Origin of the sequence: Pseudomonas sp. CFBP13508 (genome assembly GCF_005233515.1) — a bacterium.
Lineage (GTDB): Bacteria > Pseudomonadota > Gammaproteobacteria > Pseudomonadales > Pseudomonadaceae > Aquipseudomonas > Aquipseudomonas mercuritolerans.
This window is the reverse complement of record NZ_QFZZ01000005.1, coordinates 298,029-320,777: the sequence shown is the minus strand read 5'-3', so window position 1 is coordinate 320,777 and position 22,749 is coordinate 298,029. Positions and strand designations below refer to the sequence as shown.

General features: G+C 60.9%; 16 protein-coding genes. 4 read left to right on the top strand and 12 right to left on the bottom strand.

The window, feature by feature from the left end; all coding sequences use genetic code 11:
• Positions 1-14: 14 nt before the first annotated feature.
• Both PspCFBP13508_RS16640 and PspCFBP13508_RS16630 read left to right on the top strand, forming a co-directional pair.
• Positions 15-458 carry a hypothetical protein gene (locus PspCFBP13508_RS16640; protein ID WP_064363258.1) on the top strand — a complete coding sequence of 148 codons (444 nt, stop codon included), beginning with the start codon at positions 15-17 and terminating at the stop codon, positions 456-458.
• A gap of 536 nt (positions 459-994) precedes the next feature.
• Positions 995-1,432 carry a hypothetical protein gene (locus PspCFBP13508_RS16630; RefSeq protein ID WP_041477579.1) on the top strand — a complete coding sequence of 146 codons (438 nt, stop codon included), beginning with the start codon at positions 995-997 and terminating at the stop codon, positions 1,430-1,432.
• A 26-nt stretch (positions 1,433-1,458) separates the two neighbouring features.
• On the opposite strand, the gene PspCFBP13508_RS16625 is transcribed toward PspCFBP13508_RS16630, so the two are convergent.
• Entirely contained in the window at positions 1,459-2,361 is a 903-nt protein-coding gene (locus PspCFBP13508_RS16625; protein WP_024011277.1) for a LysR family transcriptional regulator, read from the bottom strand.
• A 118-nt stretch (positions 2,362-2,479) separates the two neighbouring features.
• Here PspCFBP13508_RS16625 and PspCFBP13508_RS16620 point away from each other — a divergent pair, with 118 nt between their 5' ends.
• Entirely contained in the window at positions 2,480-3,754 is a 1,275-nt protein-coding gene (locus tag PspCFBP13508_RS16620) for an MFS transporter (protein ID WP_137215144.1), read from the top strand.
• 174 nt (positions 3,755-3,928) lie between these two features.
• Here the strand turns inward: PspCFBP13508_RS16620 and hemE are convergent, their stop codons facing one another.
• The 11 genes from hemE to PspCFBP13508_RS16560 all read right to left on the bottom strand — a co-directional run bounded on the left by hemE (position 3,929) and on the right by PspCFBP13508_RS16560 (position 19,828).
• A complete protein-coding gene (gene hemE, locus PspCFBP13508_RS16615) occupies positions 3,929-4,996 on the bottom strand; it encodes a uroporphyrinogen decarboxylase (RefSeq protein ID WP_016772044.1) in 1,068 nt (355 codons plus the stop codon).
• Between the two features lie 253 nt (positions 4,997-5,249).
• Positions 5,250-6,668 (bottom strand): FAD-dependent oxidoreductase, encoded by a 1,419-nt coding sequence (locus PspCFBP13508_RS16610; RefSeq protein ID WP_007909438.1) that lies wholly within the window; start codon positions 6,666-6,668, stop codon positions 5,250-5,252.
• 126 nt (positions 6,669-6,794) lie between these two features.
• Complete coding sequence (gene gltB, locus PspCFBP13508_RS16605) at positions 6,795-11,240, bottom strand: glutamate synthase large subunit (RefSeq protein WP_137215143.1); 4,446 nt, start codon at positions 11,238-11,240, stop codon at positions 6,795-6,797.
• Between the two features lie 351 nt (positions 11,241-11,591).
• Positions 11,592-13,178 carry an AAA family ATPase gene (locus tag PspCFBP13508_RS16595; protein ID WP_039756683.1) on the bottom strand — a complete coding sequence of 529 codons (1,587 nt, stop codon included), beginning with the start codon at positions 13,176-13,178 and terminating at the stop codon, positions 11,592-11,594.
• A gap of 10 nt (positions 13,179-13,188) precedes the next feature.
• Complete coding sequence (aroB, locus tag PspCFBP13508_RS16590; RefSeq protein WP_137215142.1) at positions 13,189-14,289, bottom strand: 3-dehydroquinate synthase; 1,101 nt, start codon at positions 14,287-14,289, stop codon at positions 13,189-13,191.
• Positions 14,290-14,441: 152 nt separating this feature from the next.
• Entirely contained in the window at positions 14,442-14,960 is a 519-nt protein-coding gene (gene aroK / locus PspCFBP13508_RS16585) for a shikimate kinase AroK (protein ID WP_024011270.1), read from the bottom strand.
• 4 nt (positions 14,961-14,964) lie between these two features.
• Positions 14,965-17,043, bottom strand: coding sequence for a type IV pilus secretin PilQ (gene pilQ / locus PspCFBP13508_RS16580; RefSeq protein ID WP_137215141.1), 2,079 nt, complete (start codon positions 17,041-17,043; stop codon positions 14,965-14,967).
• A 13-nt stretch (positions 17,044-17,056) separates the two neighbouring features.
• Entirely contained in the window at positions 17,057-17,581 is a 525-nt protein-coding gene (locus tag PspCFBP13508_RS16575) for a pilus assembly protein PilP (RefSeq protein ID WP_122611069.1), read from the bottom strand.
• Positions 17,578-18,201 (bottom strand): type 4a pilus biogenesis protein PilO, encoded by a 624-nt coding sequence (gene pilO, locus PspCFBP13508_RS16570; RefSeq protein ID WP_137215140.1) that lies wholly within the window; start codon positions 18,199-18,201, stop codon positions 17,578-17,580. Before pilO ends, PspCFBP13508_RS16575 begins: the two co-directional genes overlap by 4 nt.
• Complete coding sequence (locus tag PspCFBP13508_RS16565; protein WP_110602598.1) at positions 18,198-18,764, bottom strand: PilN domain-containing protein; 567 nt, start codon at positions 18,762-18,764, stop codon at positions 18,198-18,200. Before PspCFBP13508_RS16565 ends, pilO begins: the two co-directional genes overlap by 4 nt.
• Positions 18,764-19,828: a pilus assembly protein PilM gene (locus PspCFBP13508_RS16560; RefSeq protein ID WP_137215139.1), complete on the bottom strand. Its 1,065-nt coding sequence runs from the start codon at positions 19,826-19,828 to the stop codon at positions 18,764-18,766. Before PspCFBP13508_RS16560 ends, PspCFBP13508_RS16565 begins: the two co-directional genes overlap by 1 nt.
• Positions 19,829-20,044: 216 nt before the next feature.
• Between PspCFBP13508_RS16560 and PspCFBP13508_RS16555 the strand changes: the two genes are divergently transcribed.
• Positions 20,045-22,492, top strand: coding sequence for a penicillin-binding protein 1A (locus tag PspCFBP13508_RS16555; RefSeq protein ID WP_137215138.1), 2,448 nt, complete (start codon positions 20,045-20,047; stop codon positions 22,490-22,492).
• The last annotated feature ends 257 nt before the right edge of the window (positions 22,493-22,749 follow it).

The following is a 22,749-nucleotide window of genomic DNA, read 5'->3' as shown; positions in this document are numbered from 1 at the left end:
TCAAGGAGACCTTCATGCACTTCCACAAACTCGCCGCCGTCACCCTGCTGCTTTGCGCCCTGCCAGCAGTCAGCCAGGCCCGCGACACGGCGGTCTACCTGCCATTCGACAAAGCCGTCGCCGAGGCCACCCGCTCCGGCAAGATCGATGGCAGCGTGAAATTCTATCTGGCCGGCAACACCCCGGCCGGCAAAGTCACCGTGGTCAGCCCCGACGCCGTGACCAACAAGAAAACCAACGCCTTCAACAAATCCGACGAAGTCGCCTGCGAATGGGTCGCACAATCGGCAATCATCAGCCTGCACCAGGCCGCGAAAAACGCCGGCGCCAACGCCGTGACCAACATCGTCAGTTTCTACAAGCGCAACGAGCGCAAGGACGCGCAAACCTACGAATGCCACGCCGGCGCGATCATGGCAGGCGTTGCGCTGAAGGGTGATCTGGCGAAGGTTCAGTAACCGCCAGAAACGACAAAGGGCGCCATTCGGCGCCCTTTCACAGACAGGTTGGCTTGTCATCGCCGATTACCTGCCTGGCTCTGCGATGGCTGGTTGCCCAGGATCCTCAGAGTCTCACAAACCCCTTTCGGGAACGCAGGCAGTATTGCTTGAAATGCATTGGCAGACAACGGCTGGCGTTTCGCCTCTCGGCGCCATATTCAGTGCCATCACAGTCCCACCAACAGACTATTGCTGCGGTGTTTACGCAGAACGACAACGGGCCTGACTTTCACCATCTCAGGCACTTCATAGCCTCTGAAATCGCAAATCAGCACGCTGCCCTCCTTGGGCTGGTATCGAAGAGGCATCCGTGGCACTCACTGAAAAAGAGGCGATTTTGCGCAAAAATCGAGCGTTCCCCTAAGGCAGATCCGTAACGGGAAATGTAGCTCTCTGCAATCCCCTTGCTCCCTTCCACCATCTACACTCGCTTAAGCAGGTCCCGGCTCAGTACCTGCCCTCGCAGTTCTCTTTCACCGTCAAAGGAGATGACCATGCAAGTGAAAGCCCTGATGGCCGCTGCGCTTATCGCCCTGCTGCCAAGTGCCAGCCATGCCACCAACCTCATGTACATGCCTTTCGAAACCGTGCTATCGGACGCGATTCGCGCCGGTCGGCTGGATGGCAGTGTGAAGTTCTACCTGATCGGCAACGGGCCGCAGGGCACTCAGCAGTTGCTGCGCCAAGGGGTGGTCAGTGATTTGAAAACCAACGGCTTCAACAAGAGCGATCAGGCTTCGTGCGAATGGGTGCTGCAGTCGAATCTGATCAAATTGCAGGCTGATGCCAAGCGGGTCGGAGCGAATGCGGTGGTCAATATCGTCAGTTACTACGACCAGCGTGTACGCAAGGATTTGAATACCTACGAGTGCAGGGCAGGAGTTTTTGTTACCCGGGTGGCTTTGAAGGGGGATTTGGTGCGGTTGCCCTGAAATCTGTGATGTTTGGGCCGACGCCTTCACACCGTCAGAGGCTCAACCTTTCGCGTAAGCAGTTCGACAAACGCCTTGGCCATCGGTGATTTCTGATCTTTGCGCTGCACCAGCCAAACCGCCGAAATCGCTTCAGGATCGAGCAGCGGGCGGTAGACCACGCCGTCGATGCGCATGCGTTGGTAGGACGCTGGCAGCACCGATACACCCAAGCCCGCCGCCACCAGACCGATGATGGTCATCGCCTCACCAGCCTCTTGAGCGAAGTGCGGGCTGAAGCCAGCATCACGGGCCAGACTCAGCAGTTGTGCGTAGAGCCCGCTGCCATAACTGCGCGGAAAAAACACGAACGGTTCCAGCGCCAGCGCCGAGAGAAACAGGCCTTCGTCGCTGCCTTGGGCCAACGGATGCTTGGAACTGAGCACCGCCACCAATGGCTCGCGCATCAACTCCACAACACTCAGTGAATCCGGCAATCCGAGCGGGCGCATGATGCCCACCTCGATCGACTCGTCCACCAAGGCATCGGCGACCATGGTGCTGCTCATTTCGCGCAGATTCAGATGCACCGCCGGAAAGCGCTGACGAAAGGAAAAAATCGCCTGCGGAATGGTCGAATTGAACGGTGCCGACGAGGTGAAGCCAATCTTCAACTCACCCAGCTCGCCAAGTTGCGCACGGCGGGCGACATCCGCGGCCTTGTCGACTTGTGCCAGCACCAGCCGCGCCTCCTGCAGAAACAACCTGCCCGCCTCGCTCAATTCGACCCGACGATTGGTGCGTTCGAACAAGCGCGCGCCGAGCTGTTGCTCCAGCGCCTGAATCTGCTGGCTCAGCGGTGGCTGGGAGATGCCCAGCACCTGTGCGGCCCGGCCAAAATGCAGCTCTTCGGCGACGGCGATGAAGTAACGCAGATGACGCAGTTCCATAGGATTACCATTAGGTCGCTGAAGCTATCAAACAGGTCGAACAATATATTGGATAGAAACATTAGCCAGCTATATGATTTTTTCATTGCCTGCCCGGCTGTGCTTTCCGAGGTCTGAAGTGAAAACTGCTGTCGCGCCCCTTGCCCACGAAATCCCGCCCGCTGCCGACGACGATGCTCTCGCCGAGCTGCAGGAGATCTACATCGAAAAAGGCACGCCGGCGTTCATGCGCACAGTGCTGGCGCTGTTCTGTGGCGGCTTTGCGACGTTCGCGCTGCTCTATTGCGTGCAACCGATGATGCCGCTGCTGTCCCACGAATACGGGATCAACGCGGCGCAGAGCAGCCTGATCCTTTCGGTGGCGACCGGCATGTTGGCCTTCGGTCTGCTGATCACCGGGCCGATCTCCGACCGCGTCGGCCGTAAACCGGTGATGGTCGCCGCACTGTTCGCTGCCGCGTTGTGCACCATCGCCAGTTCGATGATGCCGAGCTGGCACGGCGTATTGATCATGCGCGCGCTGATCGGGCTGTCATTGAGCGGCCTGGCAGCGGTAGCGATGACCTATCTGAGCGAAGAAATCCATCCACAACACATCGGCCTGGCGATGGGTTTGTACATCGGCGGCAACGCGATCGGCGGGATGAGCGGACGCTTGATCACCGGCGTGCTGATTGACTTCGTCAGCTGGCACACGGCGATGCTGGTGATTGGCGGTCTGGCGCTGGTCGCTGCGGCGGTGTTCTGGAAGATCCTCCCGGAGTCGCGCAACTTCCGCGCCCGCTCGCTACACCCGCGCAGCCTGCTCGACGGCTTCACCATGCACTTTCGCGACGCCGGCCTGCCGCTGCTGTTTCTTGAAGCGTTTGTGCTGATGGGCGCGTTTGTCACGCTGTTCAACTACATTGGCTATCGCTTGCTGGCCGCGCCGTACAACCTCGATCAGGTATTTGTCGGATTGCTCTCGGTGGTCTACCTGTCGGGAATCTACAGCTCGGCGAAAATCGGTTCGCTGGCGGACAAACTGGGGCGACGCAAAGTGCTCTGGGCGACGATTGCGCTGATGTTCGCCGGACTGGCACTGACCATGTTCACTTCGTTGTTGCTGGTGATCGTCGGCATGCTGGTATTCACCTTCGGCTTCTTCGCCGCGCACTCGGTGGCGAGCAGCTGGATCGGCCGGCGCGCGTTGACCGCCAAGGGTCAGGCGTCGTCGCTGTATCTGTTCAGTTATTACGCCGGATCGAGCATTGCCGGGACGGCGGGCGGGGTGTTCTGGCATATGGGCGGGTGGAACGGGATCGGGCTGTTTATTGGTGCGTTGTTGCTGATTGCCCTGCTGGTGGCGTTGAAGCTGGCGAAGTTGCCGCCGTTGCAGGGCGTCAAAGCCTGACATAAAACCCTGTGGGAGCGAGCCTGCTCGCGAATGCACTGTGTCAGGCAACATCAGTTGAATGACACACCGCTTTCGCGAGCAGGCTCGCTCCCACAGTTGATTTGGGTACGACATTAGATCGTGCAAAAGAAAACGCCCGGCATTGGCCGGGCGTTTTTTATTGGGCGCTGATCACTCGTGATACTGCGCCGACAGCTCATGCACCGCGCGCAGGAACGCGCCGGCATGTTCCGGATCGACTTCCGGCGTAATGCCGTGGCCAAGGTTGAACACGTGGCCGCTGCCCTTGCCGTAGCTGGCCAGAATGCGCCCGACTTCAGTGCGGATCGCTTCCGGTTTGGCGTAGAGCACGGTCGGGTCCATGTTGCCTTGCAGCGCGACCTTGTCGCCGACACGGGCGCGGGCGTTGCCGATGTCGCAGGTCCAGTCCAGGCCAAGGGCGTCGGCGCCGGCTTCGGCGATGCTTTCCAGCCACAGGCCGCCGTTCTTGGTGAAGAGGATCACTGGCACTTTGCGTCCGTCGTTCTCGCGGATCAGGCCGCTGACGATTTTCTTCATGTAGGCCAGGGAGAATTCCTGATACGCCGCAGCCGACAGGTTGCCGCCCCAGGTATCGAAGATCTGCACCGCTTGTGCACCGGCCATGATCTGGCCGTTGAGGTAGGAAGTCACCGACTGCGCCAGCTTGTCGAGCAGCAGGTGCATGGCTTGCGGATTGTCGTAGAGCATCGCTTTGGTCTTGCGGAAGTCTTTCGACGAGCCGCCTTCAACCATGTAGGTCGCCAGTGTCCACGGGCTGCCGGAGAAGCCGATCAGCGGTACGCGGCCGTTGAGTTCACGGCGGATGGTGCTGACCGCATCCATGACGTAACCGAGGTCTTTGTGCGGGTCGGGGATCGGCAGGGCTTCGATGTCAGCGAGGGTGCTGACGACCTTCTTGAAGCGTGGGCCTTCACCGGTCTCGAAGTACAGGCCCTGGCCCATGGCATCGGGGATGGTGAGGATGTCGGAAAACAGGATCGCCGCGTCCAGTTGCGGGTAGCGGTCGAGCGGTTGCAGGGTGACTTCGCAGGCGAATTCCGGATTCATGCACAGGCTCATGAAGTCGCCGGCATGGGCGCGACTGGCGCGGTATTCCGGCAGGTAGCGACCGGCCTGGCGCATCATCCACACAGGGGTGACGTCAACGGGTTGCTTGAGCAGGGCGCGGAGGAAACGGTCGTTCTTCAGGGCAGTCATGTCGGCATCCGGGAAAAAAGTGCGGGCATTTTCTCAGAGCGCGAGGCAAAAGGCACGGATGTGGGTCAGCCTTTTGTCTATCGGGTCAATTTGTCGCGCTGGAACACGATTTTCCGCAACACCCTAAAACAACTGTGGGAGCGAGCCTGCTCGCGAAGAGGCCGGCACATCCAACATTGAAGTTGGCTGACAGACCGCTTTCGCGAGCAGGCTCGCTCCCACAGGAGTATTGCGTTTGGCTCAGGCGCCGGGGTTAGACACCCAGGTAATCGAGGATGCCTTCAGCCGCATTGCGCCCTTCGAAGATCGCCGTCACCACCAGGTCAGAACCGCGCACCATGTCGCCACCGGCGAAGATTTTCGGATTGCTGGTCTGGTGCTTGTACTGACCTTGCTCAGGCGCAACAACACGGCCCTGGCTGTCGGTCTGGATTTCGAACTGTTCGAACCACGGTGCCGGGCTCGGGCGGAAGCCGAAAGCGATGACCACGGCGTCGGCCGGGATGATCTCTTCGGAACCCGGGATCGGCTCGGGGCTGCGACGGCCACGGGCGTCCGGCTCGCCGAGACGGGTCTCGACCACTTTCACGCCTTCGACCTTGTCTTCACCGACGATCGCGATCGGCTGGCGGTTGTAGAGGAATTTCACGCCTTCTTCCTTGGCGTTCTTCACCTCTTTGCGCGAGCCGGGCATGTTCGCTTCGTCACGACGATAGGCACAGGTCACCGACTTGGCGCCCTGACGGATCGAGGTGCGGTTGCAGTCCATAGCCGTGTCGCCGCCGCCCAGGACCACAACCTTCTTGCCTTTCATGTCGACGAAATCTTCCGGCGACTTTTCAAAGCCCAGGTTGCGGTTGACGTTGGCGATCAGGAAATCCAGCGCGTCGTAAACGCCTGGCAGGTCCTCACCGGCAAAGCCGCCCTTCATGTAGGTGTAGGTGCCCATGCCCATAAACACCGCGTCGTATTCGGCGAGCAGTTGTTCCATGGTCACGTCTTTGCCGACTTCGGTGTTGAGCCGGAACTCGATGCCCATGCCGGTGAAGACTTCGCGACGATTGCTCAGCACGGTCTTTTCCAGCTTGAACTCGGGGATGCCGAAGGTCAGCAGGCCACCGATTTCCGGGTTCTTGTCGAATACCACCGGAGTTACGCCGCCACGCACCAGCACGTCGGCACAACCCAGACCCGCCGGGCCTGCGCCGATGATCGCCACACGTTTGCCGGTCGGCTTGACCTTGGACATGTCCGGGCGCCAGCCCATGGCGAATGCGGTGTCGGTGATGTACTTCTCGACCGAACCGATGGTCACCGCGCCGAAGCCGTCGTTGAGGGTGCAGGCGCCCTCGCACAGACGATCCTGCGGGCACACCCGGCCGCAGACTTCCGGCAGGGTGTTGGTCTGGTGCGACAACTCGGCGGCCTGGAGGATGTTGCCCTCGGCCACCAATTTGAGCCAGTTTGGAATGAAGTTGTGCACCGGGCACTTCCATTCGCAATACGGGTTGCCGCAACCCAGGCAGCGGTGGGCCTGATCGGCCGACTGCTGGGGTTTGAACGGTTCGTAGATTTCAACGAACTCTTTCTTGCGTTGACGCAACAGTTTCTTCTTCGGATCCTTGCGCCCGACATCGATGAACTGGAAGTCGTTATTCAGACGTTCAGCCATTACTAAAACCTCTTACACGACAGCTCCAAGCTACAAGCTTCAAGCTGCAAGAAAATCACATTAGTCCGGTACAACGCGTACTAGCTTCAGCTTGTCGCTTGAAGCTAGTGGCTTGCAGCTGCGTCGTTACTGCGGACTCGCACGAGTACTGGAGAGCAGAGATTTCAGACTCGCTGCCTTCGGTTTGACCAACCAGAAACGCCGCAAGTAATCGTCGAGGTTCTCGGCGAGTTCACGACCCCACTCGCTGTCGGTTTCGGCGACGTACTCGTTCAGCACGTTCTGCAGGTGGCTGCGGTAGGCTTCCATCGCCTCGCCGCTGATCCGCTGGATCTCCACCAGTTCGTGATTGACCCGGTCAACGAAGGCGTTGTCCTGATCGAGCACGTAGGCGAAACCACCGGTCATGCCAGAACCGAAGTTGTAACCGGTCTTGCCCAGCACGCAGACGAAACCACCGGTCATGTACTCGCAGCAGTGATCGCCAGTGCCTTCCACGACGGTGTGGGCACCGGAGTTACGCACGGCGAAACGCTCGCCTGCGGTGCCGGCGGCGAACAGCTTGCCGCCAGTGGCGCCGTACAGACAGGTGTTGCCGATGATGGCGCTTTCCTGAGTTTTATAGACGCTGCCCTTCGGCGGCACGATGACCAGCTTGCCGCCGGTCATGCCTTTGCCGACGTAGTCGTTGGCATCGCCTTCGAGGTACATGTTCAGACCGCCGGCGTTCCACACGCCGAAGCTCTGCCCCGCCGTGCCTTTGAAACGGAAGGTGATCGGCGCCTTGGCCATACCCTGGTTGCCGTGCTTGCGCGCGATTTCGCCGGAGATCCGGGCGCCGATCGAACGGTCGCAGTTGCAGATATCCAGCTCAAACTCAGCACCGCTGAGGTCGTTGATCGCCGACGCGGCCAGCTCGACCATCTTCTCCGCCAGCAGACCTTTGTCGAACGGCGGGTTGCGCTCGACGCCGCAGAACTGCGGTTTGTCCGCCGGGATGTGATCGCTGCCCAACAGCGGGGTCAGGTCCAGGTGATGTTGCTTGGCGGTCTGGCCTTCGAGGATTTCCAGCAGATCGGTGCGACCGATCAGCTCTTCGAGGGAGCGCACGCCAAGCTTGGCCAACCACTCACGGGTTTCTTCGGCGACGTAGGTGAAGAAATTCACCACCATGTCGACGGTGCCGATGTAGTGATCCTTGCGCAGTTTCTCGTTCTGAGTCGCGACACCGGTGGCGCAGTTGTTCAGGTGGCAGATGCGCAGGTATTTGCAGCCCAGTGCGATCATCGGCGCGGTACCGAAGCCGAAGCTCTCGGCGCCGAGGATTGCGGCCTTGATCACGTCGAGGCCGGTTTTCAGGCCGCCGTCGGTCTGCACCCGGACTTTGCCGCGCAGGTCGTTGCCGCGCAAAGTCTGGTGGGTTTCAGCCAGGCCGAGTTCCCACGGTGCGCCTGCGTATTTGATCGAGGTCAGCGGCGAAGCACCGGTGCCACCGTCGTAGCCGGAAATGGTGATCAAGTCGGCATAGGCCTTGGCCACACCGGCGGCGATGGTGCCGACGCCCGCTTCTGCTACCAGCTTCACCGAAACCAGCGCCTGCGGGTTGACCTGCTTCAAGTCAAAAATCAACTGCGACAAATCTTCAATCGAATAGATGTCGTGGTGCGGCGGTGGCGAAATCAGGGTCACACCCGGCACTGCGTAACGCAGCTTGGCGATCAGCCCGTTGACCTTGCCGCCGGGCAGTTGCCCGCCCTCGCCCGGCTTGGCGCCTTGGGCGACCTTGATCTGCAGCACTTCGGCGTTGACCAGGTATTCCGGAGTTACACCAAAACGGCCAGTCGCAACCTGCTTGATTTTCGAGCTCTTGATGGTGCCGTAACGCGCCGGATCTTCACCACCTTCGCCGGAGTTGGAACGCGCGCCGAGGCGGTTCATGGCTTCGGCCAGGGCTTCGTGAGCTTCCGGCGACAGTGCGCCCAGCGAGATACCGGCGGAGTCGAAGCGCTTGAGCACCGATTCCAGCGGCTCGACTTCACTGATGTCCAGTGGCGTGTCGAGGGTCTTGACCTTGAACAGGTCGCGAATCATCGACACCGGACGGTTGTCCACCAGCGTGGTGTATTCCTTGAACTTGGCGTAGTCGCCCTGCTGCACAGCGGCTTGCAAAGTGTTGACCACATCCGGGTTGTAGGCGTGATATTCGCCACCGTGGACGAACTTCAGCAGACCGCCCTGCTGGATCGGCTTGCGCGGACTCCAGGCTTCGACGGCGAGGGCTTTCTGCTCGGCTTCGATGTCGACGAAACGCGCGCCCTTGATGCGGCTTGGCACCCCACGGAAGCTCAGCTCGCAGACTTCTTCGGACAGGCCGATGGCTTCGAACAGCTGCGCACCACGGTACGAAGCGATGGTCGAGATACCCATCTTCGACAGGATCTTCAACAGGCCTTTGGTGATGCCCTTACGGTAGTTCTTGAACACCTCATAGAGGTCGCCCAGTACTTCACCGGTACGGATCAGGTCACCCAGCACTTCGTAGGCCAGGAACGGATAGACCGCCGAGGCGCCGAAACCGATCAGCACGGCGAAGTGGTGCGGGTCACGGGCGGTCGCGGATTCAACGAGGATGTTGGAATCGCAACGCAGGCCTTTCTCGGTCAGGCGGTGGTGCACGGCACCGGTCGCCAGCGAAGCGTGGATCGGCAGCTTGCCCGGGGCGATATGGCGGTCGCTCAGGACGATCTGGGTACGCCCCGCGCGCACGGCTTCTTCAGCCTGATCGGCAACGTTGCGGATCGCCGCTTCGAGGCCGAGGCTTTCGTCGTAGTTGAGGTCGATGATCGCCCGTTCGAAACCCGGACGGTCGAGGTTCATCAGCGAGCGCCACTTGGCCGGCGAGATCACTGGCGAGCTGAGGATCACGCGCGAGGCGTGTTCCGGCGACTCCTGGAAAATGTTGCGCTCGGCACCGAGGCAGATTTCCAGCGACATCACGATCGCTTCACGCAGCGGGTCGATCGGCGGGTTGGTGACCTGCGCGAACTGCTGACGGAAATAGTCGTACGGCGTGCGTACACGCTGGGACAGCACGGCCATTGGCGTGTCGTCGCCCATCGAGCCCACGGCTTCGTAGCCTTGCTCGCCGAGCGGACGCAGCACCTGATCACGCTCCTCGAACGTGACCTGATACATCTTCATGTACTGCTTGAGCTGATCGACGTCGTAGAAAGCCGAACCGTGGTCGTTGTCTTCCATGGTCGCCTGAATGCGCAGGGCATTCTTGCGCAGCCATTGCTTGTACGGATGACGGGATTTCAGACGGTTGTCGATCGCATCGGTATCGAGGATCTGCCCGGTCTCGGTGTCCACAGCGAAGATCTGGCCAGGGCCGACGCGACCCTTGGCGAGCACGTCTTCAGGCTGGTAGTTCCACACGCCGATTTCCGAGGCGAGAGTGATGAAACCGTTCTTGGTGGTGACCCAGCGCGCCGGGCGCAGACCGTTACGGTCGAGCAGGCACACCGCGTAGCGACCGTCGGTCATTACCACGCCGGCCGGGCCGTCCCACGGCTCCATGTGCATCGAGTTGTACTCGTAGAACGCACGAAGATCCGGGTCCATGGTTTCGACGTTCTGCCACGCAGGCGGAATGATCATGCGCACGCCACGGAACAGGTCGATGCCACCGGTGACCATCAGTTCGAGCATGTTGTCCATGCTCGAGGAGTCGGAACCGACACGGTTGACCAGCGGGCCGAGTTCTTCCAGATCCATCAGATCGTTGGTGAACTTGGTCCGCCGGGCCTGCGCCCAGTTGCGGTTACCGGTGATGGTGTTGATCTCGCCGTTGTGGGCGAGGAAGCGGAACGGCTGCGCCAGCGGCCATTTCGGCAGGGTGTTGGTAGAGAAGCGCTGGTGGAACACGCAGATTGCGGTTTGCAGGCGCTCGTCACTCAGGTCTGGATAGAACGCGGCCAGGTCGGCCGGCATCATCAGGCCTTTATAGATGATGGTCTTGTGCGAAAAGCTGCAGATGTAGTGGTCGGTGTCAGCGGCGTTGGCCACCGACGAACGGCGACGGGCGCTGAACAGCTTCACGGCCATGTCCTGATCGCTCAGGCCTTCGCCGCCGATGTAGACCTGCTCGATCTGCGGCAGGCGTTCAAGGGCGAGGCGGCCGAGGACGCTGGTGTCGATCGGCACTTTGCGCCAGCCGATCAGTTGCAGGCCTTCGGCGAGGATCTCGCGGTTCATGTTCTCGCGAGCGGCTTCGGCCTTGGCCGGATCCTGATTGAAGAACACCATGCCCACGGCATATTGCTTGGGCATTTCGACGCCGAAGCTTTCCCGGGCAATGGCTCGCAGGAAGGCGTCGGGTTTTTGAATCAGCAGACCGCAACCGTCACCGGTCTTGCCGTCGGCATTAATCCCACCGCGGTGGGTCATGCAGGTCAGGGCCTCGATGGCCGTTTGCAAAAGGGTATGACTGGGCTCGCCCTGCATATGAGCTATCAGGCCGAAACCGCAGTTATCCTTGAATTCATCTGGTTGGTACAGACCTGCTTTCATAGACACTTTCTCACCAGGCTGCCTCTATTCGAGGCAAATTTCTTTTCAATTCAACCACTTGCGATCCGCGCCGAACGTACGCCGGCTTAGCGGGGGCAAAAGGGTGGTCATTGTACACAGCGACACAGAGGCTCACAAATTTGACGACGAACTGTCGCAAATTCATGTCGCATTTGTGAAAGGTTTAAAACGATCTGCTGTGCTAGTCAAAACTTTTTTAAATTCTGACCGCAACGACTCAAAAACTACTGTGACGCAGACACCACAAGGCACGCATCCTTTTCAGAAAGCGCGCACTTATGGAGATTTTGAGGTGCCGGGAGAGGCGGCCTGGGTAAGGCCGCCGAATCTTCAGCGAGTTGTTGCCAGTTCCTGTTGGACGCTGGCGACAGTGCGAGGCCAAGGTTTACCAGCCTGAACCTTCGCTGGCAAGGCCTTGATGGCAGAAACGGCCGCATCACGATTGGCGAAGTTGCCGTAGGTGATCACGTAAAGCGGCTTGCCGTTGAGGACTTTCTTGAAATAACGGTACTCGCCGCCCTGCTCCTTGACGAAGTTCTGCGCGGCGGTTTCCGAGCTGGTACCGAGGATCTGCACCACGTAGTTGCTGGTCGGCTGACCGGCGTACCAGCTGCCACCGGCGGCTTTGGCCACGGTGACTGGCTTGTCGGCAGGCTTGGCCGGAGCAGGAGCCGGTTTCGCGGCTGGCGCCGGAGTGGCCGGAGCAGGCTTGGCTGTGGCGATCTGCGTCGGCGCCGGGGTTGGTGCCGGTTTGGCGGCAGGGGTCGGGACCGGTGTCGGCGCAGGACCGGCCGGAACGCCAGCAGGCGGCGCGGAGGTGGTTACGGTCGGCGGGGTATCGCTGGAGCCTTCCAGCGGCACGCCGTCGTCGCCTTCGGTAATGCCACCGGCGGCTTCAGCGAGCGGGCCACGCATGACCGGCTGCGAGTTGCCGACCAATGGCAGCGGCATCGGCTGGGTGTTGCCGGCGAATTCGACGGACGGGTTGGCGCCGTTCGCTGCACCCTGACCCAATGGCAGTTGCGCCTGTTCATTGGCCGGAGCACCGGTGGTCGGTGCCTTGCTGCGACCCGGCATCAGCCAGGCGGCGGCAACCGCGACCACAACGACGGCGGAAATCGCCAATACGTGTTTCTTCGGCATGTTGAACCCCATACTTGGACGCTTGACCGCGGAGCGGCTGGCAATCATGACTTCGATCAGTGCATCGCGAGCGACCTGGTTGATGTTGCCTGGCCAGCCCTCGGAGCTTTCGTGAATATCAGAGATCTGATCTGCGGTGAAAAGTTCGACACCCCGACCCGCGCCTTCCAGCCGCTGGTCGAGATATTCGCGGGTCTCTTCTTCGGTGTACGGCTGCAATTCGATGACGTGGAAACGCTCTTCTTCGAGCTGCAAAGCCTCGAGCTGAGCGATCAGCGACGACTCGCCGAACAGGAACACATGCGGACGACCTTCCGGCGTTCCGGCGCCGAGCGCCATCAACGCTTCCAGCGCGGACTCGTCGAGCTGCTCGGCATCGTCCACCAGCAGATAGACTTCCTGCCCGGTCAGACCCAGTTGCACCACCTGCTCGAGAATCGCACCGACTTCGGCCTGAGCGACATCCAGCGCCTGCGCCACCTGGCGCAGCACGCCGGCCGCATCACCGGCGCCACGGGCGGAAACCACCACGCTTTGCACCGATTGCTTGTTGGTACTGGCAACGAGCGCCTGCCGCAGCAGGGTCTTGCCGCTGCCTTGCGGGCCGGTGACCACCAGCAGCAACTGGCTGTAGCGCGCCAGGTGATGCAGTTGACCCAGCACCGGTTTGCGCTGGGCCGGGAAGAATTTGAAGCCCGGCACCCGTGGCGCGAACGGGTCGTGACTTAACTGGAAATGGCCGAGAAACGCCTCGTCGGCATGCAAACTAGTCATCGGAATCGTTTTAACCTTTAAGCTGAGCCAGGGCGCGGTAATCCGCTCCCAGCGTGGCCTGTAGAACCTCTTTCGGATAATCGTCGGTCACTACCGCTTCGCCCATCCGGCGCAGCAGCACCAGGCGCAGACGACCGTCGATCACTTTTTTATCAATTGCCATGTGTTGGAGAAAATCGGCTTCGCTCATCTCTTCAGGCGGAACGACCGGCAAGCCGGCACGCTGGAACAGACGAATGCCGCGATCACGCTCCTGCTCGCTGATCCAGCCCAGGCGCGCGGACATTTCCAGCGCCATCACCGTGCCCGCCGCCACCGCCTCGCCATGCAGCCAGACACCATAGCCCATGTGGGTTTCGATGGCGTGGCCGAAGGTGTGGCCGAGGTTGAGCGTGGCGCGCACGCCGGTTTCCTTTTCATCGGCACCGACCACCGCAGCCTTGGCCGCGCAGGAACGCTCGATCGCATAGGTCAGCGCGGTCTGGTCCAGCGCACGCAGGGCATCGACGTTTTCCTCGAGCCAGGTCAGGAACGGCTCGTCGCAGATCAGGCCGTACTTGATGACTTCCGCCAGGCCCGCCGACAACTCGCGCTCCGGCAGGGTTTTCAGCGATGCGGTATCGATCAGCACCACGTTCGGCTGATAGAACGCGCCGACCATGTTCTTGCCCAGCGGATGATTGATGCCGGTCTTGCCGCCAACCGAGGAATCGACTTGCGACAACAGCGTGGTAGGAATCTGAATGAAGTCGACGCCGCGCTGATAGCAGGCGGCAGCGAACCCGGCCATGTCGCCGATCACCCCGCCGCCCAAGGCGATCACGGTGGTGCGGCGGTCATGACGGGCGGTCAGCAGACCATCGAAAATCAGTTGCAGGGTTTCCCAGTTCTTGAAGGCTTCGCCATCAGGCAGCACCACCGAGATCACCGAGAACTGCGCAAGGCTGCGGGTCAGACGTTCGAGATAGAGCGGCGCGACGGTTTCGTTGGAGATGATTGCCACCTGCCGCCCATGGATATACGGCGCCAGCAGTTCCGGCTGATCCAACAGACCTTCGCCAATATGAATCGGGTAGCTGCGCTCGCCTAGATCGACCTTGAGTGTCTGCATGTGTCCCCACAGTGAAGATGGAAGCAGGCATCCTGCCCTGAAATTATTGGTGTTCTGCGGCCTGTAGCGGTATGACGCCGCTCGCCCGGCATCCGCCACACCCTCGGCGGACGCTGACAGGACGCCGAGGATAGCGCATTTCGGACGATGCTTTAACGGGGCGGCAACTGCGCGAGGCGGTCGAGAATGTCGAGCACCACCATGCGTGGCGGCCGCTCGTCGGTTTCCACCACCAGATCGGCGATTTCCCGATAAAGCGGATCACGGATCTCGAGCAGGTCGCGCAGGGTTTTCGCCGGATCGGCGGTACGCAGCAGCGGCCGATTGCGATCGCGGGAGGTGCGGCCGACCTGCTGCTCGACGGAGGCGTGCAGATACACCACGCGCCCGCCTTCATGCAGGGCCTTGCGATTGGCATCACGCATCACCGCGCCGCCGCCGGTCGCCAGCACCACGCCATCGAACGCGCACAGCTCGGCGATCATCGCCTGCTCGCGATCACGAAAGCCGGGCTCGCCTTCCTTATCGAAGATCCATGGGATATTGGCACCCGTGCGCAGCTCAATTTCCTTGTCGGAATCCTTGAACGGCAGGCGCAGCTCTTTGGCCAGCAATCGGCCGATGGTGCTTTTGCCAGCACCCATCGGTCCTACAAGTATCAAATTTCGCACAGAATCAACGACTCACAGCAATCGCCTGGTTATTCATGATACGCGGAGTGAGAAATACCAGCAGCTCGGATTTTTTCTCCGAAACCACATCACGCCGGAAAAGGCGGCCAAGATACGGCACATCGCCAAGAAATGGCACCTTATCTACGACCTTGCTTTGAGTATTTGAAAAAACACCGCCGATTACGATGGTCTCGCCGTCATTTACAAGCACTTTGGCGTTGACCTCGTTTTTCTTGATCGGCGGCACATCCTGCACTTTGTTCAGGTAGTCGGGCTCATCCTTGGTGACCTTGACCTCCATGATGATGCGGTTGTCCGGTGTGATCTGCGGGGTGACTTCCAGCGACAGCGAGGCCTCCTTGAACGACACCGAGGTCGCGCCGCTGGAGCTGGCCTCCTGATAGGGAATCTCGGTGCCTTTGAGGATTTTTGCGGTTTCCTTGTCCGAGGTGACCACCTTCGGCTGCGAGACGATTTCACCGTTGCCGGTCTTTTCCATCGCCGTCAGTTCGAGATCCAGCAGCACGTTGTCGGTGATGAATGCGATGCCGATCCCCGAAGTGTTATTGACCGTGCCCATGTCGACGAACGGCGAGTTGGTGCCGGTGCTGCCCGGCGTACCGATGGTGCTCGACGAACCGTTGACCCCGGAGGCGTTCCAGTTGCCCTTGTTCTGCACCGAACCGCCCCAGCGCACGCCCAGGCTCTTGTCGTAGTCGACGTTGGCCTCAACGATGCGCGCCTCGATCATCACCTGGCGTACCGGAATATCCAGCTGCGCGACGATCCGCCGGAGTTCGTCGAGGCGATCCTGGGTCTGGTAGGCAATGATGTTGTTGGTTCGCTCATCGACGGTAATCGAACCGCGCTCGTCGACCTTGGCCTCGGCACTGGTCACCGACTGGAACAACTTGGCGATGTCCGCTGCCTTGGCGTAATTGACTTGCAGCAACTCGCGACGCAGGGGCGCCAGCTCGGCGATCTGCTTCTGCGATTCCAGTTCCTGACGCTCGCGAGCGGCAATTTCATCGGCCGGCGCGACCAGCAGCACATTGCCGATCTTGCGCTTGTCCAGGCCCTTGGTTTTCAACACCAGATCCAGCGCCTGATCCCACGGCACGTTCTGCAGGCGCAAGGTGATACCGCCCTGCACCGTATCGCTTGCTACGAGGTTGAGGTTGGTGAAGTCCGCGATCAGTTGCAGCACCGAGCGCACGTCGATGTCCTGAAAATTCAGCGAGAGCTTGTCGCCGACATAGGCCTGACGGTCGGCGTTGCGCTTTTGCAGGTCGTCGATGCTCATCGGCCGCACGCTGACGGTGAGCTTGTTGTCGGTCTGAAACGTGGAGTAGTCGAAGGTGCCGCTGGGCTCGACGCTGATGACGGTGCGATCGCCGGTGAGCGCGGCGTTGACGAACTGCACCGGCGTGGCGAAGTCCTTGACGTCCAGGCGCACGCGCAGCTTTTCCGGTAATTGCGTGCGGGCGAAGCTGAGGATGATCTTGCCATCGTGCTCCTGGATATCCGGGGCGATGGTCGGATCAGAGAGGTCGATGACTACGTTGCCCTCGCCCTCGGTGCCGCGCTGGAAATCGACGCCGCGAATCGCCCTGCTGCGTTGCGCGGCTGGTCTGGCAGGTGCGGCAGCGGCCGTGGCGGCACGCGGTGCAACGGCAGCCGGGCGCGGCGCAGTCGCGGAAGCGCCCTGACCGACCACCACAAACAGATTATTGCCCTCGACCCGCGTGCTGTAAGGCGCCAATTGCGTCAGGCTGACAATCAGCCGCGTGCGATCCTTGGCTTCGGCCACCGTGGCCGTACGCGCGTTGCCGCTGCCCAGATCAAGATTCCTGTTGGCCAACTGGCTGGTCACGCCCGGCAGATCCAGTGCAATGCGCGCCGGCGACTCGGTTGTGTAGCCCTTGGGCTGTGGTGGCGGGCTGTCGAACGACAGCTTCAGTTCGACGCGGTCACCCGGCAGCGCGGCAACATCCAGCGCTTTCAGACTGGCCGCCATTACCATCGGTGACACCAGCGCTATCCATAGCGAAAAACCGAGGGTGGAGAAAATCCTGTTCATTGTTCGACTTCCACTATGAGTGCTCTTTCAAAGGAATGGTGCGCGGCCGCTCCAGCCAGGCGCCGGCGCCGTCGGGCACGATCTCGACGACATCGACCTGGGTCGCGCTGATGGCGACGATGCGGCCGTCGTTGCGGCCCAGGTAGTCGCCGACCTTGAGACGATGCACCCCGCCTGCGCCGCGCAGCAGCGCGAACGAGCCCGAGGCATTGGCGATCGTGCCAACCATTTCGAACTGCTCGATATTGAACCCTTCAAGGTATTGCTTGACGCGGTTGGGGTCGGGTTTGACGTTGCGCGACCCATGCTTCTGCCCGGCCAGATCGACCCGCGCCTGCCGCGAAAACGGACTGCGCAGGTTGGCGGCGCTGTAAGTGAATGTGGGGTAAGACCGGAATGTCGGCGTTGGTTCAATCTTGCCCGCCGGGCGCAGGCGCACTTCGTTGAGGTAAGCATCGAGGTCGCTGAAGTCATCGCCGCCACCGCAGCCGCTCAACGCCAGCATCATGGGCAGGACGAGATAACGAATCGGGGTCATTTCTCCAGCCCCTTGTCGTTATAGCGGTACGTCTTGGCAAGAATACTCATGCGCAGCTTCGTCCCGCCCTCGGGATTGGCCGGAGCCAGTTCGAAATCGTGCAGAGTGACAATCCGTGGCAGGCCGGCGACGCCGCTGACGAAGGTCGCGAGGTCGTGATAGGCACCGGTTACGGTGATCTGGATCGGCAGTTCGATGTAGAACGGCTGGGTCACTTCCGGCAGCAGCTTGATTTCCTCGAATTCCAGGCCGCTGCCCAGACCAGTGCGGGTGATATCTTCGAGCAGGCCCGGCACTTCGGTGTCGCTGGGCAATTGCCGCAGCAGCACGCCGAAGGTGTTTTCCATTTCCTTCATTTGCTGGGTATAGAGCTCAAGGTTCGCCGACAGCCGCGCCTTGCTGGCGAATTGTTCCTTGAGGGTGATTTCTTCTTCGCGCTTGAGGTCGAGCTGATTTTCCATATCGCTGATAAAGAAGTAATAGCCAAGCGCGAGGATCAACACCATCACCAGCGCACCGCACAGGGTTTTCACTGCCGGTGGCCAAGAGCCGATGTTGCTGGTGTCGAGGTCGTTGAAATCGATGTTGCGCAGGCCCTGCAGCCACTCGGAGGCTTTCATTGCTCGTCCTCCACAACCTTGGGCTGGGTCTGACGAACGGTCAGCTGGAAGATGTTGGCCTGCTCTACCTGATCGGCGCTGGTGGCCTTGACCTCATTCAGGCTCGGCGCGTCGAACCAGTCGGACGCGTCGAGATTGCGCATCAGCTCGGAGACCCGGTTGTTCGACTCCGCCGCGCCACTGATGGACAAGGTCTTGCCGGCCATTTTCACATCGGTGAAATACACGCCGTCCGGCAACGTGCGCGCCAACTGATCGAAGATTCGCCCGCTGATCTGCCGGTTGCCCTGCAGGTCCTGGATGATACGCATGCGCTCGACCAGTTGTTGGCGGCGCGCCTTGAGCTCGCTGATCTGCTTGATGCGTTCGTCGACCACGGCGATCTGTTTGCCGATGTAATCGTTGCGCGCCATCTGCCGCTCGATGGCTGCGGTGATGATCTGGTCGGCAATCAGCACCGCGCCGATAGAGCCGGCCAGCACGCCGATCAGCACCAGCAGAAAGCGTTTGCGCCGTTCTTCGCGGCGCTCCTCGCGCCAGGGGAGAAGGTTGATCCGCGCCATCAGTCGAAACTCCTGAGCGCGAGCCCGCAGGCAATCATCAAGGCTGGCGCGTCGCTGGCCAGCGCTCCCGCGTTGACCTTGCTGCCCAAGGCCATGTCGGCGAACGGGTTGGCGACCTGCGTCGGCGTGTCCAGACGCTGTTCGATCAGACGGTCCAGGCCGGGTACCGAGGCGGTGCCGCCGGCCAGCAGGATATGGTCAACCGCGTTGTACTGGCCGGAGGCGAAGAAGAACTGCAGCGAACGCGAGACTTGCTGCACCAGCGCCTCGCGAAATGGCTGCAAGACCTCGCTGACGTAATCGTCAGGCAGCCCGCCCTGCTTTTTCGCCAGCCCCGCCTGTTCGATGGTCAGGCCGTAGCGGCGCTGGATCTCTTCGGTGAGCTGGCGTCCGCCGAACAATTGCTCGCGGGTGTAAATGATCTTGCCGTTGTGCAGGACGCTGAGGGTGGTCATGGTCGCACCAATGTCCACCACCGCCACGGTCAGGCGCTCCTGGGAGGCCGCCAGATGCGCCGCCAGCAGGCCGAACGAGCGCTCCAGCGCGTAGGCCTCGACATCCACCACCCGCGCGGTCAGGCCGGCGAGCGCCAGCGCCGCTTCTCGTACCTCGACGTTTTCCTTGCGACAGGCGGCAAGCAGCACGTTGACCCGTTCCGGGTTGCGCGGCGAGACGCCCTGGACTTCAAAGTCGATGGCGACTTCGTCCAGCGGATAGGGAATGTATTGGTCGGCCTCGATCTTGAGCTGGTTTTCCAGTTCGTCGTCGGACAGCCCGGCGTCCATCTCGATGACCTTGGTGATCACCGCCGAACCCGCCACTGCCACCGCCACGCTCTTGACCCCGGTACGCGCCTTGACCAGCAGGCGGCTCAGTGCCTGGCCAACGCCCTCGAGTTCGGCGATGTTCTTTTCGACCACAGCGTTCGCCGGCAACGGCTCCACCGCGTAGGCCTCGACCCGGTAGCGCTCGCCCTGACGGCTCAGTTCCAGCAGCTTCACCGACGTGGAGCTGATGTCGATCCCCAGTAACGCATTGGTCTTTTTATTGAAGAGTCCCAGCACTACCAATTCCCTATGACTTTCCGTGAGTTACGGACTCTGTAATACGCATTGCGTTCCTTCACCCCCGTCTTGACAGAAGCGCCAATGACGCCTCCGACGGAAAAGTGCTTATAATGCCCAGCGATTTTTTCCGCTTTTTACTGCCCGCGCGGATGGCTCTGTGTGTAACCGCAGCCCCGTGCCAAATTCATTCTTTGCCCTGGATGTCCAAAAGCCTTGATTCGTCTGCTGAAATTTTTCGGTTGGTCCATCGTCGCCGTTTTCTGCGGACTGCTCTTAGGTCTCAGCGGCGCCTTTCTTTACCTTAGTCCGGGTTTGCCGTCTGTGGAGGCGCTGAGAAGCATTCAGTTGCAGATTCCTCTGCGCGTGTACAGCAGCGACAACAAGTTGATCGCAGAATTTGGCGAAATGCGCCGTACACCGATCCGTTTCGCCGACATTCCGCCCAATTTCATCAATGCGTTACTAAGTGCTGAAGACGACAATTTTGCCAACCACTATGGCGTCGACCCGAGCAGCCTGATGCGCGCGGCGACGCAACTGGTCAAGAGCGGACATATTCAGTCCGGCGGCAGCACCATCACCATGCAGGTGGCGAAGAACTTCTTCCTCACCAGCGAGCGCAGCTTCTCGCGTAAAACCACGGAAATCCTGCTGGCCCTGCAGATCGAACGGCAGCTGACCAAGGACGAGATCCTGGAGCTGTACGTCAACAAGATCTACCTGGGTAACCGCGCCTACGGCATCGAGGCGGCGGCGCAGGTGTATTACGGCAAATCGATCCGTGACATCAGCCTGGCGCAGATGGCGATGATCGCCGGTCTGCCAAAGGCTCCGTCGCGCTTCAACCCGCTGGCCAACCCGGCGCGCAGCAAAGAACGCCGCGACTGGATCCTCGGGCGCATGTACAAGCTGGGCAAGATCAGCGAAGCCGACTACACCGCGGCGATCAACGAGCCGCTGAACGCCAGCTATCACGTGCCGACCCCGGAAGTGAACGCACCGTACATCGCCGAAATGGCCCGTGCCGAAATGGTCGGTCGTTATGGCAGCGAGGCCTACACCGAAGGCTTCCGTGTCACCACCACGGTGCCAAGCAATCTGCAGGAAATGGCCAACACCGCACTGCACGAAGGCTTGATGACTTACGACCAGCGCCACGGCTACCGTGGCCCCGAGTCGCGCCTGCCGGGCAAGACCCGCGAAGCCTGGGCCAGCGAACTGACCAAGCAGCGCACCATCAGCAGTCTCGAACCTGCGATCGTCACCCAAGTCGATAAAACCGGCCTGCAGGTGTTGACCCGCACCGGTGAAGAGCACGTTGCCTGGGACACGATGAAATGGGCGCGACCGTTCCTCAATACCAACAGCATGGGCGCCAACCCGCGCCAGCCGTCGGATGTCGCGCAGGTCGGCGATCTGATCCGCGTGCAGCGCCAGACCGACAATTCGCTGAAATTCAGCCAGATTCCCCAGGCTCAGGGCGCACTGGTGTCGCTGGATCCGCAGAACGGCGCGATCCGTTCGCTGGTGGGTGGCTTCGCTTTCGAGCAGAGCAACTACAACCGCGCCATGCAGGCCAAGCGTCAGCCTGGTTCGAGCTTCAAGCCGTTCGTTTACAGTGCCGCGCTGGATAATGGCTACACCGCTGCCAGCCTGGTCAACGATGCGCCGATCGTGTTCGTCGACGAGTACCTGGACAAGGTCTGGCGCCCGAAGAACGACACCAACACCTTCCTCGGCCCGATCCGCCTGCGTGAAGCGCTGTACAAGTCGCGCAACCTGGTGTCGATCCGCCTGTTGCAGGCCATGGGCGTGGGCAAGACCATCGACTACATCACCCGCTTCGGCTTCAACAAGCAGGACCTGCCGCCGAACCTGTCGCTGGCACTCGGCACCGCAACGCTGACACCAATGGAAATCGCCACTGGCTGGAGCACTTTCGCCAACGGCGGCTACAAGATCACCCCGTACATCATCGACAAGATCGAAAGCCGTAACGGCGACACGCTGTTCATCGCCAACCCGCCGACCGTGCCACAGGGTGGTTCGGCGACCGACGGGATCGCTGCGCCAGCCACCGAGTCGTTCACGGTCAACGCCACACCGGTTGCCGGTGAAGCGCCCGGCAATCCGGCAGTGCCGCAAGCGCCGGCCGTGGCCGAGCGGATTGTCGATGGACGTACCACCTACATCCTCAACAGCATGCTGCAGGACGTAATCAAACTCGGCACCGGCCGCCGTGCACTGGCCATGGGCCGCAGCGACATCGCCGGCAAGACCGGTACCACCAACGAATCGAAAGATGCCTGGTTCTCCGGTTACAACGCTGATTACGTAACCACCGTGTGGACCGGTTTCGACCAGCCGGAAAGCCTCGGTCGCCGTGAGTTCGGCGGCACCGTGGCGCTGCCGATCTGGATGAATTACATGTCGGCCGCGCTGAAAGACAAGCCGCCACATGTGCAGCCTGAGCCGGAAGGTCTGCTCAGCCTGCGGGTGGACCCGGTCAGCGGCCGTGCAGCGACGCCGAGCACACCGGGGGCGTACTTCGAACTGTTCAAGGCCGAAGACACGCCGCCATCGGTGAACGAGCTGGGCAACGGCGTTGTGCCAGGCAGCCCGCTGCCGGCGGATGAACAGGCGCCGATCGATCTGTTCTGATGCTGAGCTAATGAAAAGCCCCGCCTTCGTGAGAAGTGCGGGGCTTTTTATTACCCGAAGATCAAAAGCCCCTCACCCTAACCCTCTCCCAGAGGGAGAGGGGACTTACCGAGTTGTCTGGGGTCAAACACCGACCTGAAAGTGTGGTGTCGATTATGGATTCAAAACCATACATTCAGGTCGGCGTAGCTCCCAAGCGTCCCCCAATCAGTCCCCTCTCCCTCTGGGAGAGGGTTAGGGTGAGGGGCTCTTGATCT

What these genes read in the sequence shown, in the direction of transcription:
- PspCFBP13508_RS16640 (WP_064363258.1), top strand. Translation starts at nt 15, where the DNA reads ATGCACTTCCACAAACTCGCCGCCGTCACCCTGCTGCTTTGCGCCCTG.
- PspCFBP13508_RS16630 (WP_041477579.1), top strand. Translation starts at nt 995, where the DNA reads ATGCAAGTGAAAGCCCTGATGGCCGCTGCGCTTATCGCCCTGCTGCCA.
- PspCFBP13508_RS16625 (WP_024011277.1), bottom strand. Translation starts at nt 2,361, where the DNA reads ATGGAACTGCGTCATCTGCGTTACTTCATCGCCGTCGCCGAAGAGCTG.
- hemE (WP_016772044.1), bottom strand. Translation starts at nt 4,996, where the DNA reads ATGACTGCCCTGAAGAACGACCGTTTCCTCCGCGCCCTGCTCAAGCAA.
- PspCFBP13508_RS16610 (WP_007909438.1), bottom strand. Translation starts at nt 6,668, where the DNA reads ATGGCTGAACGTCTGAATAACGACTTCCAGTTCATCGATGTCGGGCGC.
- gltB (WP_137215143.1), bottom strand. Translation starts at nt 11,240, where the DNA reads ATGAAAGCAGGTCTGTACCAACCAGATGAATTCAAGGATAACTGCGGT.
- PspCFBP13508_RS16595 (WP_039756683.1), bottom strand. Translation starts at nt 13,178, where the DNA reads ATGACTAGTTTGCATGCCGACGAGGCGTTTCTCGGCCATTTCCAGTTA.
- aroB (WP_137215142.1), bottom strand. Translation starts at nt 14,289, where the DNA reads ATGCAGACACTCAAGGTCGATCTAGGCGAGCGCAGCTACCCGATTCAT.
- pilQ (WP_137215141.1), bottom strand. Translation starts at nt 17,043, where the DNA reads ATGAACAGGATTTTCTCCACCCTCGGTTTTTCGCTATGGATAGCGCTG.
- PspCFBP13508_RS16575 (WP_122611069.1), bottom strand. Translation starts at nt 17,581, where the DNA reads ATGACCCCGATTCGTTATCTCGTCCTGCCCATGATGCTGGCGTTGAGC.
- pilO (WP_137215140.1), bottom strand. Translation starts at nt 18,201, where the DNA reads ATGAAAGCCTCCGAGTGGCTGCAGGGCCTGCGCAACATCGATTTCAAC.
- PspCFBP13508_RS16565 (WP_110602598.1), bottom strand. Translation starts at nt 18,764, where the DNA reads ATGGCGCGGATCAACCTTCTCCCCTGGCGCGAGGAGCGCCGCGAAGAA.